The sequence below is a fragment of the Tritonibacter litoralis genome, from assembly GCF_009496005.1.
GTDB lineage: Bacteria > Pseudomonadota > Alphaproteobacteria > Rhodobacterales > Rhodobacteraceae > Epibacterium > Epibacterium litoralis.
In genome coordinates this window covers 23,411-38,637 of sequence record NZ_WIBF01000020.1, presented here as the reverse complement: position 1 = coordinate 38,637, position 15,227 = coordinate 23,411, and the positions used below count along the sequence as shown (strand labels likewise).

Here is a 15,227-nt window from a genome sequence, read left to right as displayed (position 1 = left end):
CGTTTCAGTCCCATAGTTCGTCTCCTTTTCTGCAATAAATGCTATCAAAGGAGCGGCATCAAACCGCGACAGTTCCAAAACTTGCCTCTTTGGCCACATAAGCTGAACTCTCTGTTTGCGACAAATGCTGGTTCGACCTCCAAAAAAGGTTTCGATTGATGAGTGATATTTCCAGTTTGCTTCAGCAAGAGCAGACGTTCAAAAATGACAGCGGAAATATCTGAGCCGCGGCTTCGACCGAGGGCTCTTTACTGCCGTTCTCCGTTTTGCGGTAATATAAGCTCTCGGTCTGTATACGGTCTAGACGAACGGCCCATTCAAGCTATTTGCCGACCGATCAAGACTCTCCGGTTGTAGACCGATTTGTGGCCATTCGCTTTAAGCACGAACTTCAGGCTTCGTCGAACTCGCACATTGCCGACTTTCGGTCCGTCAGGGTACGCAAGCATCCGACCAACAGCAAGCTTCTTATCTCTCGCTGATTTGCGCGCATTGAGCAAGCAATTACACTTGTTTCGCTGAACTGCGAGAAGCTGACTGCAGCCTTTTAAACTCCTGATCCTTCGTGCGTTACCAGCAGCAGAAGCCTCCATCGACCAGCAGGTCCACGCCAGTGCAATAGGACGCCGCGTCCGACAACAGGAAGACCGCAGGGCCGACCATTTCGTCAACGCTGGCCATCCGCTGCATTGGGGTCTGGCTTTCGAACTCTTTGGTTTGATGGACCATTTCGGGGCGGGTGTTCATCGGAGTTGCTGTATAGCCTGGGCTAATGGAATTCACGCGGATACCCCGGTCCACCCACTCCATTGCCATCGATTTGGACATATGGATCACGCCCGCTTTGGAGGCGTTGTAATGCACTTGGGTCAGCCCGCGGTTTACAATGACACCCGACATTGAGGCGATGTTGACGATGGAACCGCCTTGCCCATGGGCAAGCATCGCCCGCGCTTCAGCCTGACAAGACAGCCAGACGCCTTTCATGTTGATGTCCATAAGGGTCTGATACTGGTCTTCTTCCATGTCTTCGCAAGGATTGGCGTTGGCAATGCCAGCTGCATTCAGCGCCAGCCGGAGCGGGCCAAGTTCCGCTTCGGTTTGCTTGACCGCCTCGGCCAGCGCTTCACCAGAGGTTACGTCCGAAGCGATCTGAATGCATTTGCGTCCGGCCTTTGCTATGCAGTCTGCGGTTTGCGAAAGCCCATCGTCGGTACGCCGGTCGAGCAGCGCAACATCTGCACCGCATTCGGCAAGCCCTATGGCAATGCGTTGGCCAATACCGCTGCCAGCACCGGTGACCAGAGCGACACGGCCCGAAAGGTTGAACAGGGCCGGGGCGTTCAGCGTCATTTCTTGCATGGTCTCATTCACCTTATGTTGTTGACCAACCCGGTCAGGACATGATCAGCCCACCGTCCACGTTGATGGTCTGGCCGGTAATATAATCCGCGTCCTCGCTGGCCAGGAAAGCAACCAGCCCTGCCACGTCCTTGCCGGTGCCGGCGCGCTTCATCGGGATCTTGTTCTCGACCCAGTCTTTCATCAGCTCGCCCGGCGCATAATCGCCAAGCATCTCGCCCCAGATTTTGTCGTTATAATCCCACATGTCGCTGAAAATGATGCCCGGGCAAATCGCATTCACGGTGATCTTTTCCAGCGCGACCTCCTTGGCGAGGCTTTGAGTAATGCCGACAACTCCCATCTTGGAGGCCGCATAATGAGGCGTAAAGATGAACCCGTCACGCGCCTGACCCGAGGCAGTATTGATAAGCCGCCCGCCTTTGCCGGACTTGCGCATCCGAGTAATGGCCTCCTGGCAGCACAGAAACACGCCTTTTGTGTTCACCGCCATGGTGGCATCCCAGTCGTTCTCGGTCAGGTCCTCGACTTTACGGATGGTGATGATCCCGGCGTTTTGCATCGAAATGTCGACGCCGCCAAAGGCTTCTTCCGCACGGTCATAGAGTGTTTTTACGGCTTCAGACCTGGTGACGTCGCAGATCACGCCGATGGCTTCCGCCCCGGAGTTGCGAAGCTCCGCAGCGGCCTCTTCGACCTGCGGCTCGATAGAGGCAATAACGAGATTTGCGCCTTCTGAGGCAAAACGTTCTGCCACCGCATAGCCGATGCCGCGATTGCCGCCAGTGATAACCACTGTCTTCCCTTTGAAACGGTTCATATGATTTTCCTTGTCTGCTTAGGCCAATCTGCTTAGGCCGTTGCGAGTTCCATGACCGAGACATCATTGGCTTCGGTGTGGTCCAGAATGCCGGTCTGACGCCCTGCGGCCATAACCAGAATGCGGTTGGACACGCCAAGGACCTCTTCGAGATCAGAGCTGACGACGATTACGGCGACGCCTTCAGCTGCCAGACCGTGGATGATTTCATAGATCGAGGACCGTGCCCCGACGTCAATCCCACGTGTCGGCTCATCGAGCAGCACCACGCGGGGGTTGCGCGCGAGCCATTTGGCAATCACAACCTTCTGCTGGTTGCCGCCGGACATCTCGCTGGCATTTTGATTGCTCCGGCCCTTCACACCGAATTTGGCAATATTCTCATTGGCGAACCTGCGTACGCGGTGCTTGTTTATCCAGCCCGCTTTGGAGACCGCTTCGAAGTTTGAGTAGGCGATGTTGTCTTCGATGGAGTGGCTCAGGACCACCCCCTGCAACTTGCGGTCCTCGGGGACGAGCACGATGCCGTTGTCGATTGCGGCCCGAGGCGTGCGCGGCGTGATCTCTTCTCCATCCAGGAGGACAGAGCCTTCTGCAATTGGATCAGCGCCGGCAATCGCACGCACCAACTCGGTCCGGCCTGCTCCAACAAGCCCGGCGATCCCAAAGATCTCGCCGCGGCGGACGGAAAAGTTCACGTTGCTGAAATGCCCCAATGCAGAGCTTAGATCTCGTACTTCCAGCATGGTCTCCGCCGCAGGCTTCGCGAGCGCGGGAAACATCTGGTCCATATTTCGGCCGACCATCGCCTCGACAATGCTGCGCACCGGCACGTCAGCGGTATCGAACTGCTGCACCTTCTCGCCATCGCGCATAACGACGATGCGATCCGCGATCTGTTTGATTTCCTCCAAACGGTGCGAGATGTAGATGATCCCGACGCCATCGGCCTTTAGCCGCTCGATCTGTTCAAAAAGCAGTTTGGTTTCTTCGCCACCAAGCGCGGCGGTCGGTTCATCCAGGATCAGAAGCCGCGCATTCAGTGTCAAGGCTTTGGCGATTTCGATCAACTGCTGGTTGGCCGTCGAAAGCCCCTGAACCAGACGGCGCGGCGATACATTCAGGCCGAGGCGTTGCAGGCCATGTGTCGCGCGCCGCTCCATCTCGCGACGGTCAACCCGGCCGTGGCGCATCGGGTAACGTCCGACAAAGATATTCTCAGCGATGGAGAGATGCGGCAGCAAGAGCAGCTCTTGGTGGATCATGCCGACTCCGGCGTCCATGGCCTCGCGGGGAGTGGCGGGCGCATAGGGCGCGCCCTGCCACGTCATCTCTCCGGAGGTAGGGAGGATCGTGCCGGAGATGATATTTGACAGCGTTGATTTTCCGGCGCCGTTTTCGCCGAGCAGCGCAACGACCTCACCGGGTCGCACCTCTAGATCCACACCGTGAAGCACCTCTATCGGCCCAAAGGACTTGTAGATGTTCTTTAGCGTCAGGATCGGAAATGTATCGGTATTGGTCATTGCGCTGCCCTTTGCCTTTAGCCTTACGGGTGCTTCTCGACAAAGACGGATGCGTTTTCGCAATCGGTCAGCACAGCATTCGGGATCTGGCGCGCAGGCACAGATGCGCCCTTGGCGACAGCAATCGCCGAGTTCACCGCCAGAACACCCATCGCCTGCGTGCTTTGCGTTGCAGTCACTACAAAGGGGGTGTCGCAGCGCGCCAGTGATTCAAGGGCGGCAACGTCGCCGTCATAGCCTCCAACCACGATCTGATCTGCGAGATCCGCTGCTTCGACGGCTTTGGCGGCGCCCATCGCGATAGCGTCGGCCTGACCAAAGATCATCTTGATATCGGGGTGGGCCTGCAACATGTTTTGCCCGATCGAGAAGCCTTCGTCGGGGGACCACATTTGCGTCCACTGTTGCGCCACCAATTCCACACCGGGGTTTTCGTCGATGGCCATCTTGCAGCCTTCAAAGCGCTGAACCTCAGGCGTTGTTCCTTTTTGACCGTGGATAATCACCATCTTGCCTGTTCCGCCTGCGCGCTCGATGATCGAAGAGCAGACCTCGTAGGAGGATATGACGTTCTCGCCGTAGATCACAGTATCGCCAGGCTCACCATCGGGCTCGCGGTCCACATTGATGACCGGTATGCCTTCGGCACGCGCCAGCCGGGTCGGCACAGCGGCCGCAGCCGCACCAGCCGGAATGTAGATGAAGGCGTCGATGCCCTGGGTCATCAGATCCTGGACCTGGCTGACCTGAGTAGCTGTGTCGCCTTTTGCGTCAACGGTGATCACTTCGATGCCAAGAGATGTGGCGTAGTTTTCCACGCCAAGCTTGATCTGGTTGAAGAAATCAGCCTGCAGGTTCGGTACGGCAAGGCCGATCTTTGCGATCCCGATTCCGGCATGGTCGTCTGCTGCGGCTGCCACAGGCAGCATTCCGGCAAGTGCGGTGGCGGCCAGTAGGGCCTTGAGTGTCTTTGTCATGTGGTGTCTCCTCCTTGGTCGTATTGGCCCGATCTTGCCGGGCTTTGGAACCCGACCTTGCGCTCGGGTCTTTGGTCAAGGCAGCGGCCCCCTCCGCTGCCAAATTCTACGCCTTGCGCTGTTTGAACGTTTCAGCGGCTACTGCCATCACGATCACCAATCCGATGATCACGGCCTGTAGGAAGGGTGACACGCTGAGTAGGTTCAGCCCGTTGCGCAGCACCCCAATGATCAAAACTCCAATGATCGTGCCGCCGATGCCTCCTGTTCCTCCCGAGAGGCTGGTGCCCCCGATGACCACAGCCGCGATAGCGTCCAGTTCATAGGAGATCCCGATGGTTGGCTGTACCGCATCGAGGCGCGCAGCCAGAAGCACACCGGCCAGGCCGGACAGCGCGGCGCAGGCAGTATAAACAAGCACCGTGACACGATTGACGTTGATGCCCGCCAGCCGAGCGACCTCTGGATTGCCGCCGACTGCATAGACCGCACGCCCGCCCTGGCGGTAACTTTGGAATAGCCAGGCGATAGCAAAAACGACGAACATGACGGCGACTGTCATTGTAATCAGGCCGCCGTAGCGGATGATTGCGCCCATGTTGAACCATGCCGGGAAGCCGATGATCTGCGAGCCGTTGGTGATCATGCTGGCCAATCCGCGCGCAATCGACATCATCGCAAGTGTCGCGATGAAAGGCGGCACTTTGAAGATCGTAATCATCAGGCCTGATATGAAACCAGAAATTGCGGCAGCGGCAATGGCCAATGGAATCGCTGCACCCATGGGCAATCCCGCTTCCACATTGAGATAGCCCAAGACCATCATCGCCAGTGCCAGAACGGAGCCCACAGAGAGGTCAATCCCGCCTGTGAGAATGACAAAGGTCATGCCCACCGCGATGATCCCGATCACGGTGACCTGATCCAGTATGTTCAGGAAGTTCCGCAGGGAAAAGAAGGAATCGGTTGCAAATGTCAGGAACCCACAAAGCAGAATAAGTCCAATGAGCGGTCCGGTCGCGCTCCCCAGCGAAAACCATTCGGTATGCTTGCGACCACCCTGTTGAAAGTTGGCACCCGTTTCAGTCATTCTTCCCTCCCGGTGCATAAATATGCACTTATGATGAAAAATACTAACCCCAGAAACTTTACTGTGTCAACTATCGAAAACGCGCGAAACAGGAATTGCCGAACATTGCTCTCGTACTTGACGAATTGCCAAAATGTATGTTTATATATTAGAGAATAATTATGCAAAGGGTGCGAACATGACCCCAGAAAACCTAAGCGAACTGGCAAACAAGATCCGACGGCGTGACCTTCAGGCTGTTTTTGAAGCAGGTGCGGGCCATATCGGCGGTGAGATGTCCGTGACGGACCTTCTGACCGCACTGTATTTCAAGATCATGCAGGTAGAGCCGCAGAACCCATCGGCGCCGCTACGCGACCGCCTCGTGCTCAGCAAAGGACACACGGCCCTCGCGCTATATGTGGTGCTGGCCGAAAAAGGGTTTATCCCGACCGAAGAGATTTCCACCTTTCTTCAGCATAACTCCCGCCTAAACGGGCACCCGAATCGTATGAAAGTGCCCGGTGTAGAGACGAATACGGGACCCTTGGGGCATGGATTGCCAGTTGGCGTTGGCATGGCAAAGGCCGCTCAGCTCAACGGTGAGAGCTGGCGCACCTTCGTGATTACCGGGGACGGCGAAATGCAGGAAGGCTCCAATTGGGAGGCCATCATGGCAGCCGCACAGTTCAAACTGGATAACCTGACCCTGATTATCGACCACAACCGTCTTCAACAGGGCGCACGCCTTGCTGAGACCAACAACCTGGCGCCACTGGCGCCGAAGCTCGAGGCTTTTGGTTGGGCCGTGCAAGAGATAGATGGCCATGACATGGATCAGATCTGCACCGCGCTCTCTGCGGAAAGCATCACGCATGGAAAACCGAAATGTATCGTGGCGCATACCAACAAGGGCCACGGCATTTCCTTTATGTCCGATAATGTCGCCTGGCACCACAAAGTGCCAAATGAAGAGCAATACAAACAGGCCATGGCCGAACTTGAGGGGGCAATGGCATGATCAACCCGTTTGAAGGCGCAAAACTGCACGATTGCCGGGATGCCTTTACCTCGGTTCTCGAAGCTCTTGGTAGCAAAAACACCGACATCGTCGCGGTGTGCAATGATTCTGTCGGTTCGTCCAAACTGGGCGGTTTCCGTGATAAGTTTCCCGAGAGGCTGATTAATGTCGGTATTGCCGAACAGAACATGGTTGGTGTCGGTGCCGGCCTGGCCAATGGGGGAAAAATCCCGTTTGTCTGCGCCGCATCGCCATTCCTGACAGGCCGTGCGCTGGAACAGATCAAGGCAGACGTTGCCTATTCCGAGACCAATGTGAAGCTGGTCGGGATCTCCTCTGGTATGGCCTATGGCGAGCTTGGGCCGACTCATCACTCAATCGAAGATTTTGCATGGATTCGGGCTTTGCCCAACGTGCCTGTAGTGGCTCCCGCCGATCGAAATGAGACCGCGGCAGTGATCAAATGGGCTGCTGCCACCACTGGCGGGTGTTTCCTGCGTCTAAGCCGGGTCGGAGTGCCGGATCTGCTGCCGGAAGAACACGTCTTTGAGCTCGGCAAAGCCAATCTGCTGCGCGAAGGCAACGATCTGACTCTCATTGCCAATGGCGTTTTGACCCACCGGGCCTTAATGGCTGCAGCTTTGCTTGAAAAGGACGGGATCAACGCCCGTGTTTTGAACATGGCAAGCGTCCGGCCCATAGACGAAACCGCCATCGTCAGCGCCGCAAAGGACACCGGGGCGATCCTGACCTGTGAAGAACATACCACCTTTGGCGGGCTCGGAAGCGCGGTTGCCGAAGTGGTCGTCGATCAGGCACCGGTTCCCATGACGCGGCTTGGTGTGCCCGGCGTCTTTGCTCATACCGCATCAGCCAATACCTTGTTGGATGATTATGGAATGTCGCCTGAGGCAATGGCAGAAAGTGCCCGGGCCCTGATAGAGCGAAAAGGATAGGCGCATGCCGCGGCAGGTCATTTTGGCGATCGACGAAGGCACAACAAACGCAAAGGCCACTTTTGTCTCGCAGACGGGCGAAATCATCGCCAGCGGCTCTGCGCCTGTTCCGATCGAGCATCCACAGTCAGGCTGGGTCCAGCAGGACGCCGACAAGATCTGGGGTGCGACGCAGGAGGCCATCGCCGCCTGTATGGCGTCCGCGCTGGATGTCCAGGTCATCGCTTTGGGCATTTCAAACCAGCGCGAGTCGATCCTGATCTGGGACCGCCAGACCGGCGCGCCCCTTGGCCCGGTGATTACATGGCAATGTCGTAGGACCGCCAACGTCTGTAACACCCTGAAAGCTGCCGGGCACGAGCAGGAGGTTATCGCTCGCACCGGTCTGCCACTGGATCCGTTGTTCCCCCCGACTAAGATCGCCTGGCTCCTGTCGAACCACGGCAGGGGTGGAGCGGATATCTGCATCGGCACGGTCGACAGCTGGCTGATCTGGAAACTCTCTGACGGCCGGATCCACGCGACTGACCGGTCGAATGCCGCGCGCACGCAGCTCTTTAATATCGACGAAGGCTGTTGGGACGACGAACTCTGCAAAATCTTTGAGGTCGACCGGTCGATGCTGCCAGAGGTGCACGACAGCTCACATGTTTTCGCAGAAACAAAAGGCGCCCGCGCCGTTCCAGACGGCATACCGATCGCTGCAGCGATTGGCGATTCTCACGCTGCGCTGTTTGGCCATGGGGCGTTTGGTCCGGGTGATGGAAAGATAACATTTGGTACCGGATCGTCGGTGATGACGACACTCACAGAGTTCATCGCACCGCCGCCCGGTATAACCACCACCATCGCCTGGTCGATCGGCGGCAAATCCACCTATGCTTTTGAAGGTAATATCCTGGTCAGCGCCTCCATCCTGCCTTGGACCGCGGCTCTGCTGGGCCTGGCCGATGTAGAGAGCCTGTTAGATCTGGCCCAGACTGTCCCTGACACAAACGGGATCGCGCTTGTGCCTGCCCATGTGGGCCTTGGCTCGCCATATTGGAATTCTGAGGCCCGCGGATTGATAACGGGGCTTTCCTTCGGTTCGGAGCCGGCCCATATCGCCCGCGCCGCCGCCGAGAGCATCGCGCTCCAGGTGCACGACGTCTTTGCGATTATGGCGGATGCGGCCAAGGGCATCGGGCAGCTTTCCGTCGACGGCGGCCCCAGCCAGAACGCGTTCCTCATGCAAATGGTCGCGGATTGCCTGGATCACAGTGTCACCCCGTGTCGAAATGCCGAGGTCTCAGCTCTTGGGGCCGCGCATCTTGCCGGGCTGGCCACCGGATTTTGGCAAGACCTCGATGAGGTCAGGCGTCTTGCTCACCATGGTTCCGCGATTTTCCCTGCTCTGGAGGCAAGCGCGCGGAAAGACCGGCTGGACATTTGGCGAAAAGCCATTGCTCGCACCGTTGCGTCGATATAGTGAATAAATATTCAAGAATTTGGCAAGCCAGGACATTCGATGGCCCGTGTAAATGAACTTCGTCTGATCGCGCGCGTGGCGCAAATGTATCACGTTGAAGGTCAGCGGCAGGGAGACATCGCAAAGCATCTGCGGATTTCTCAGGCCACCGTTTCACGTATGCTCAAGAAAGCGCAGGCCGAAGAGATCGTCCGCACGACCGTCGTTTCGCCGTCCGGCACATATGCAGACCTTGAAGCCGGGCTACGGCAACAGTTCGGCCTGTCCGAGGCCATCGTTGTGGAATGCACCGAAGACCGGGACGGTGCCATCATGGCCCGGATCGGCGAGGCCGCGGCCCATTTTGTCGAAGCGACCCTTCAGACTGACGAAATCATTGGCGTATCTAGCTGGTCCGAGACCATCTCCCAGATGGTTCAGAACATCCATCCGATGAAATCTGGCAAGGCGAAATATGTCGTGCAGATGCTCGGCGGCATGGGCAATCCTACTGTACAGATGCATGCCAACCAATTGGTGACGAGGTTGGCAAAGCTCACTGGCGCAGAGCCCCACGTACTCAGCGCGCCCGGCGTCGCGCAGTCGCGCGAAGCCAAGCTGGTTCTGCTGGGCGACACTTTCGTACGCGAAACGATGGACCTTTTCTCCCGGATCACACTCGCAATTGTGGGGATCGGCGCTGTTGAGCCTTCAGGCATGCTGGCGCGAAGCGGAAATGTTTTCTCTCCTCGTGAGTTGGCCGATCTGACGGCGTCGGGCGCGGTCGGCGATATGAGCCTTCGGTTCTTTGACGCCAAGGGAGCCTATGTAACAAACCCGCTCGACGACAGAGTGATCGGCACAACACTGGAGGAGTTGAGTGCGGTGGACAGAGTAATGGCCTTGGCGGGCGGAAAGGCCAAGACCGAAGCAATCAGAGGTGCGTTGAAGACCGGGATCATCGACCTTTTGATCACTGACAAGTTCACCGCTGAGCGCCTGATCCGCACCAATCCTACCGCACCGCCTGCAACCTAAACAACTCGGCAGCGGTCTGACTTCCCATTTTGATGAAATGCGCGTGGAAGAAGGTCTGATACTCTGGGGTCAGCTGGAATAGAAGTGGGGTTAAAGAAACAGGCATAACTAGCACACCTGTTTTTAGACCGGCCTCCATCAATCCGCTAACCACCGTCTGCGCCACAAAATAATGCCGGTAAATACCGCTATCAACGACCAGTGCTGCGCATATGACAGCATCATACCGGCCCGTTTCAGCCAGCCTTTGCGCCAAGAACGGCATCTCGAACACACCCGGCACATCATAGCTGCCGATCGCTCCATCCGTGTCGATTTCTCCCATGCGCTGCTCAAATCCGGCATGTGCTTAAGCAACGATCTCAGCGTGCCATCGTGCCTCGATAAGCGTGAATGTTGGGGATTTTGTCATTGCTCTAAATCCATTCCAAATGACGGTGTCCTACAGCGAACTGAAGCAACACGCCGGTTTTGCTCGCGCACTTCATTCTCTTCCATCTGGGTTATGACCGTCGCCTCCCGCGCTCCACCCGAATCTGCTGAACCATCCCGAAGTATGGCGCTCGCGGGCTATCACCGCCGGTATGCGGACAAACCCGACGCGACGCCGAGATGGCCATCTTCGAATAAATCAACTGGTTCTACAATCCACGACGTAGGCATTCAGCACTCGGCTGGAAAAGCCCATTGGCTTTCGAAAGAAAGGCCGCGTAACTGAGTAATCGGAGCGGTATCAAACCGTGACAGGTCCAGTTCGTACCCGTAGCCACTGCATCAAAAACGGGGAAACCACACTTAATCAGAGCTGCTTCTTCAGGAAGGTGACCAAGTGCTCGAGGACCTCCGGCGCGATTGTCGTCTCTATGTGGCGATACTCAGAAGGCGCACCGGATTTACTCGGCTGTAGAAAATGGTTTAGGCCTTCTAATGTGATGACCTGGCTACCAGAATGATGCAAAAGTCGGGCTGCCGCCGATGCGTTCAGATCATGATCGACCAATAGGTCATTGGTTCCGTAAAGAGCCATCACTGGCCCTGAGAATGCGCCTAAATATTTTTCAGGTTCATATCGAGCAATCTCCCATCCCCACTTGGTTCCCCAAAATCGTGTAAGAGAATATCGGTATAGCCATGGCAGGTCACTAACGGCCGCTTTTACACTTGCGCGCGCGTCCTGTGGTGCGGGCGCAGCCTCAAGCGCGTCAAACACCCTCGTCAAAGCAATGTCCATCGCAGTGATTTCTGCATCAGTCTCACCCGCCGCAGCGGCAAGGTCACGCGACTGACGTCTTATTGCTGTCTCTGTTGGTACCACGGGCGCTGCCAGCAAGGCCAACGCCTGCACGTCGGCCACTGTGAAGTCTACTGCGGCGATCAGTGCGCTCATCCCCCCTTCGGAATGACCGACAAAGCCCAACCTGTCCGGGTCAATGCGGGGCTGCCTTGCCAGCCAATCGAGGGCGGACGCCCCGTCACGGGTAAAGCCGAGAAAGCCCGTTTCTCTGTAGTTTCCGTGGCTCTTGCCCACCCCTCTTTTGTCGTAGCGCATAGCCGCTATACCAGCGCGCGCGAGCGCATCCGATAAGACAAGAAATGGCCGATGGCCAACCGAGCTTTCGTCGCGGTCATGGCGTCCTGTCCCGGCAAGAAGAACCATAGCTGGATGCGGCCCTGGCCCAAACGGGACAGTTAACTCCCCGGCCAGAGCTATGCCATCTTGCGACATGAATGTGATCTCACGCACCTCGTAGCAGCGATCAGTTGGATTTTGGGGTTTCGGGCCTGCGCAAGCGAACAGACAAAGGGTAAGAATGGCAAAGACAAGCTTGTTCACGGCGGGCTCCTTGGAAAATCCTCCTGAGAGTGCCAACAGAACAACGCGTAAACGACCTATCTATTCGGCTCGGTCGCGGTTTGACGTTTTCGCCAGGCGCTCGGCGTCTCCCCTTTGTGCTTTCGAAATGCCGCATTGAATGTGGATTTGGCATTGAACCCAACCGCAAAGCAGATGTCGAGAATTGTATCATTGCTGGCGATCAAGCGCGCAGAGGCATCTTCGATCCTGTGGGCGTTGACATAGTCGTAGAACGTCACCTTGCGTTGCTGATTAAGCGCCTGGCTCAGATAGCTTGGTTTCACTCCGACAGCTTCGGCCAAATCCTTAAGCGTCAACATCGGGTCAAGCCAAAGCTGGCCCTGCGCCATAGCGCTATCAAGACGGATTAGTATCGCATCAAGGTCTTGAACACCGAGGCCCGAGCGCTCATAGGCGGGCCTTTGGGGCTGCTCCGGAATGTCTTGCACCAGATCCATTGCCCAGCTTGGCAGCCTCTCTATGGTCATGCCGTGCGCTGCAAAACCAATGCAAGCGAAGGAGATCATAGCGCGCTCAAGCCACCCATCGTCCACATCAAGCCCCATAATCCCTGCGACCAAAGACAATAGATAAGCGACCAGAACGCCAACAGGGATCATGATCAAAGAGAATGTCACGACCCGCTCTCCCCTTGCTGGCTGCGTGTAGATTTGTCGGAGCAAACGTCGGTGGCCAAACCACCTGAGCATCACAGAAATTGTCAGGACAACGCTCGCAAGCAAGGCGATCAGCGCAAAGAGACTTATGCAAAAAGCTACCAAAATCCCCGCCGCATTCCCCGGCAGCTCGCCCTGCAAGATCATGTCCTGCCGGACGCGTGGTTGCAGAAGGAACGGAAGGGGCAACACGGCTGCGCTGATCCAAAGCCATGTGCGCTTCGCGAGCTTTCGGTTCGTCAGAACGTTCATGTGGAGTTGCAGGAGCATTGGGAGAAACACGCTCAACGCCAAAGTCAGCGTCAGCTCCACTCCGGGCGGCGCCGAATCCAATAGTCCAAGGCTCAGCAGCCCAAATTGAAACACGACCAGCGGCAAGAGGAGTGGTCGACGTTCGGGATGGCCAATGGTCCGCCAAAAGAGCGCGAACCCGGCCATCGTGGCCAATCCCATCTCAAATCCATTAAGCGCGTGCATTGGCGTCCTTCTAGCTTTCGCCCCGGCTAACACATTTACTCTGCGGAGTGCGATCCTCTGCACCGCCAGACCAAGGGTTATTCCCAGAGAAAAACGACAGCGCAGAAAGCGGGGGGGATCGGCCCAATGAATTCGTTGCCCCGAGTTTTGTAAGAGACCGCATTTCTTATTGCCGTCGCGCGGTAAGGTCGCCAACCAATGCGCCTGACCTGCTGCATAGGCGCTGGGAGTTCGAAGCTTGGTGTTGAACACGCCGAGGGCGGTCGAGGCGCAGTCGAACTGTAATCCAGTGCCCAAATTGCACAACATCACCGCGCACAGGCCGGTGCATCGCGTTGAATGTGCGAGCGCGTTTACGCCCAAACGGTTAATCATCTCTTTTGCAACGCCAAGCGCTTAAAAAAGAACCGTGCTGCTTTGTCTTTACGCCTCACCCAGTTACATATAAGCGCATGTTCGATGGTAGGGTGCGGGACCGGGAAGACATCTGCTGGACCGGCTTTCTGGCGATTTCGTCACAGCAACTAAAGCTTTCACCGCTCGCGCATTTAATGTTAAGGGGCTCAGATAGCCACTGGCCTCATGCGCGGTTGATCTTGCTCGTCATCCTTGGGGCAACTGCGATGGGAAAAGTGATAAGATCTCTTTGATAACCCGATCAGGCTGCCTTTGATGGATATAATGACCGCTTTCCGGGACATGTATGTGAGTGCCCCGCGGGAGCCGATCAGCAAACTCTTCTGCATAGTTGATCCAAGCCCGCTGGAAAGCGTCGCTAACACCAAAGCCGCCGCGTCCCGCAGACATGACGGTGACGGGGATGCGCTCCAAAAAAGACAGATCGCGTAGAGTGGCTTCTGTCTTGGGCATTCCCCTCAACTCTAGAATTTCGGCGCGCCCCATCAAGGCCATAAGAGCGACTGGAGGTTTGCAACCCTTCAATGCCAAAGCTTGGCAGCGCGCAGTGAAGTCTGGTAAACGCGCATCAACAAGCACAAGCCCCGCGACCTTCTCGGGAAAGGCCTTCGCATACGCGAGCGTATATGTGCCGCCAACCGAATGGCCAACAAGGATATAGGGAGGTCTCAGACCTTTGCCGCGCAAAGTTGCATCAAGTTGTTCTGCGACTTCACGGCCAGTTCGACGTCCGTCGAGATCGCCAGGCCAAACCCGCAAATCTGCCAATCCTAGACCGCCATATCCTGCGCGACTCCATGCAAAGTGGGAGATGTTTTCTGGCAGTTGCGCACGCAGAGCAGCCCAGCTTTCAGAACCATCGCCGAGGCCTGCTTCGAAAACGACTGTGGGCCCGCTTGATGCTCCGGGATCGGAACCACCCGCGCCATCACAGCCTGCCAGGCCAAAAACAATCGCAGCTATCGCCAGGTGAGTTTTCATCTATGTTTCCTCCGGTTTGCACCGCACTCATACACGTAGATGATGGGCGAAACGCCCGAGCCAAGCGGCTCGGACGTTTTGAACCTCAGGATCAACGCAGGAAAAGCTAAGTGCGTGCCCGGGTTAGAAAGCACGCGGGGCGATCACTGGACTATTGGCGATTACGTTTCGATCCTTGGGCTCACTATGCAACCTTTCGTTCAAAGGCCAAGGGGCTGGGTCATCTCCTTTCCGGCAAAACACCAAGTCAAGGGAACGGAACAATTCAGTGAAAGTCCACGTTCGCAACGCCGCGAAGCGCGTACGATTAGTGTGATTGCGTTGGAGGCTGAGCACGGACAACCTGAACCAGAAACGCTCGAATGGGAAGCGGCGGTGCCGCAGGAATGTGAGGCGACGCTCTACGGCAAAGAGGATTTCATTGAGGAGCTGTTGGGTGGGTGATGGGCTGACCATGACGTGATCGGCCCAAAGCAGCTCTCGTCGCCAGCCAACACAATCCTGCTCTGAGGACATTCGCATATTGGCGTCGCGAAGCAGGCGAACCGCACAAAGTTGATATCGCAGTCATTGCCAGAAAGCTGGTCAAGATCGTGAATGCTCT

14 protein-coding genes and 1 pseudogene are annotated in these 15,227 nt (G+C 56.7%); 6 read left to right on the top strand and 9 right to left on the bottom strand.

The genetic code is table 11. The features are described from left to right. Nucleotides 1-570: 570 nt before the first annotated feature. The 5 genes from GFB49_RS19750 to GFB49_RS19730 form a co-directional block, all read right to left on the bottom strand. On the bottom strand, nucleotides 571-1,362 hold the full coding sequence (locus GFB49_RS19750) for an SDR family oxidoreductase (RefSeq protein WP_153217857.1): 792 nt from the start codon (nucleotides 1,360-1,362) through the stop codon (nucleotides 571-573). 34 nt (nucleotides 1,363-1,396) lie between these two features. Continuing rightward, nucleotides 1,397-2,182 (bottom strand): SDR family NAD(P)-dependent oxidoreductase, encoded by a 786-nt coding sequence (locus GFB49_RS19745; RefSeq protein WP_153217855.1) that lies wholly within the window; start codon nucleotides 2,180-2,182, stop codon nucleotides 1,397-1,399. Nucleotides 2,183-2,214: 32 nt separating this feature from the next. After that, on the bottom strand, nucleotides 2,215-3,708 hold the full coding sequence (locus GFB49_RS19740) for a sugar ABC transporter ATP-binding protein (RefSeq protein WP_153217853.1): 1,494 nt from the start codon (nucleotides 3,706-3,708) through the stop codon (nucleotides 2,215-2,217). A 23-nt stretch (nucleotides 3,709-3,731) separates the two neighbouring features. After that, entirely contained in the window at nucleotides 3,732-4,685 is a 954-nt protein-coding gene (locus GFB49_RS19735) for a substrate-binding domain-containing protein (protein WP_153217851.1), read from the bottom strand. A gap of 106 nt (nucleotides 4,686-4,791) precedes the next feature. Continuing rightward, entirely contained in the window at nucleotides 4,792-5,775 is a 984-nt protein-coding gene (locus tag GFB49_RS19730; protein WP_153217848.1) for an ABC transporter permease, read from the bottom strand. Between the two features lie 178 nt (nucleotides 5,776-5,953). Here GFB49_RS19730 and GFB49_RS19725 point away from each other — a divergent pair, with 178 nt between their 5' ends. Genes GFB49_RS19725 through GFB49_RS19710 form a run of 4 tightly spaced genes read left to right on the top strand, consistent with a single transcriptional unit; the run spans nucleotide 5,954 to nucleotide 10,216 of the window. Further along, entirely contained in the window at nucleotides 5,954-6,775 is an 822-nt protein-coding gene (locus GFB49_RS19725; RefSeq protein WP_153217847.1) for a transketolase, read from the top strand. Then, complete coding sequence (locus GFB49_RS19720; protein WP_194269426.1) at nucleotides 6,772-7,731, top strand: transketolase family protein; 960 nt, start codon at nucleotides 6,772-6,774, stop codon at nucleotides 7,729-7,731. The genes GFB49_RS19725 and GFB49_RS19720 overlap by 4 nt, the downstream gene beginning before the upstream one ends. A gap of 4 nt (nucleotides 7,732-7,735) precedes the next feature. After that, on the top strand, nucleotides 7,736-9,199 hold the full coding sequence (locus GFB49_RS19715; RefSeq protein ID WP_153217845.1) for an FGGY family carbohydrate kinase: 1,464 nt from the start codon (nucleotides 7,736-7,738) through the stop codon (nucleotides 9,197-9,199). 39 nt (nucleotides 9,200-9,238) lie between these two features. Further along, nucleotides 9,239-10,216: a sugar-binding transcriptional regulator gene (locus GFB49_RS19710; RefSeq protein ID WP_153217843.1), complete on the top strand. Its 978-nt coding sequence runs from the start codon at nucleotides 9,239-9,241 to the stop codon at nucleotides 10,214-10,216. On the opposite strand, the gene GFB49_RS19705 is transcribed toward GFB49_RS19710, so the two are convergent. Further along, nucleotides 10,194-10,541, bottom strand: coding sequence for a 6,7-dimethyl-8-ribityllumazine synthase (locus GFB49_RS19705; RefSeq protein ID WP_343032650.1), 348 nt, complete (start codon nucleotides 10,539-10,541; stop codon nucleotides 10,194-10,196). The two genes, GFB49_RS19710 and GFB49_RS19705, sit on opposite strands and share 23 nt — an antisense overlap. A 266-nt stretch (nucleotides 10,542-10,807) precedes the next feature. On the opposite strand from GFB49_RS19705, the pseudogene GFB49_RS21130 reads away from it, so the two are divergent. Next, nucleotides 10,808-10,930: pseudogene (locus GFB49_RS21130) on the top strand (IS3 family transposase); the annotation flags it as partial. Nucleotides 10,931-11,015: 85 nt separating this feature from the next. On the opposite strand, the gene GFB49_RS19700 reads toward GFB49_RS21130, so the two are convergent. The 3 genes from GFB49_RS19700 to GFB49_RS19690 form a co-directional block, all read right to left on the bottom strand. Then, nucleotides 11,016-12,050 (bottom strand): alpha/beta fold hydrolase, encoded by a 1,035-nt coding sequence (locus GFB49_RS19700; protein ID WP_153217840.1) that lies wholly within the window; start codon nucleotides 12,048-12,050, stop codon nucleotides 11,016-11,018. A gap of 56 nt (nucleotides 12,051-12,106) precedes the next feature. Then, the gene (locus tag GFB49_RS19695; RefSeq protein WP_153217838.1) at nucleotides 12,107-13,600 is read right to left on the bottom strand and encodes a helix-turn-helix domain-containing protein; all 1,494 of its coding nucleotides are present in this window, start codon (nucleotides 13,598-13,600) and stop codon (nucleotides 12,107-12,109) included. Nucleotides 13,601-13,828: 228 nt separating this feature from the next. Then, nucleotides 13,829-14,623 (bottom strand): alpha/beta fold hydrolase, encoded by a 795-nt coding sequence (locus GFB49_RS19690; RefSeq protein WP_153217836.1) that lies wholly within the window; start codon nucleotides 14,621-14,623, stop codon nucleotides 13,829-13,831. Between the two features lie 39 nt (nucleotides 14,624-14,662). Between GFB49_RS19690 and GFB49_RS19685 the strand changes: the two genes are divergently transcribed. Next, nucleotides 14,663-15,067, top strand: a complete 405-nt coding sequence (locus GFB49_RS19685) for a hypothetical protein (RefSeq protein WP_153217834.1) — start codon at nucleotides 14,663-14,665, stop codon at nucleotides 15,065-15,067. The last annotated feature ends 160 nt before the right edge of the window (nucleotides 15,068-15,227 follow it).

Excerpts from the sequence above, each read along its gene's own strand:
- GFB49_RS19745 (WP_153217855.1), bottom strand. The coding sequence starts at position 2,182 with ATGAACCGTTTCAAAGGGAAGACAGTGGTTATCACTGGCGGCAATCGC.
- GFB49_RS19725 (WP_153217847.1), top strand. The coding sequence starts at position 5,954 with ATGACCCCAGAAAACCTAAGCGAACTGGCAAACAAGATCCGACGGCGT.
- GFB49_RS19685 (WP_153217834.1), top strand. The coding sequence starts at position 14,663 with ATGATGGGCGAAACGCCCGAGCCAAGCGGCTCGGACGTTTTGAACCTC.
- GFB49_RS19730 (WP_153217848.1), bottom strand. The coding sequence starts at position 5,775 with ATGACTGAAACGGGTGCCAACTTTCAACAGGGTGGTCGCAAGCATACC.
- GFB49_RS19740 (WP_153217853.1), bottom strand. The coding sequence starts at position 3,708 with ATGACCAATACCGATACATTTCCGATCCTGACGCTAAAGAACATCTAC.
- GFB49_RS19690 (WP_153217836.1), bottom strand. The coding sequence starts at position 14,623 with ATGAAAACTCACCTGGCGATAGCTGCGATTGTTTTTGGCCTGGCAGGC.
- GFB49_RS19705 (WP_343032650.1), bottom strand. The coding sequence starts at position 10,541 with ATGGGAGAAATCGACACGGATGGAGCGATCGGCAGCTATGATGTGCCG.
- GFB49_RS19695 (WP_153217838.1), bottom strand. The coding sequence starts at position 13,600 with ATGATTAACCGTTTGGGCGTAAACGCGCTCGCACATTCAACGCGATGC.
- GFB49_RS19750 (WP_153217857.1), bottom strand. The coding sequence starts at position 1,362 with ATGCAAGAAATGACGCTGAACGCCCCGGCCCTGTTCAACCTTTCGGGC.
- GFB49_RS19710 (WP_153217843.1), top strand. The coding sequence starts at position 9,239 with ATGGCCCGTGTAAATGAACTTCGTCTGATCGCGCGCGTGGCGCAAATG.
- GFB49_RS19720 (WP_194269426.1), top strand. The coding sequence starts at position 6,772 with ATGATCAACCCGTTTGAAGGCGCAAAACTGCACGATTGCCGGGATGCC.
- GFB49_RS19715 (WP_153217845.1), top strand. The coding sequence starts at position 7,736 with ATGCCGCGGCAGGTCATTTTGGCGATCGACGAAGGCACAACAAACGCA.
- GFB49_RS19735 (WP_153217851.1), bottom strand. The coding sequence starts at position 4,685 with ATGACAAAGACACTCAAGGCCCTACTGGCCGCCACCGCACTTGCCGGA.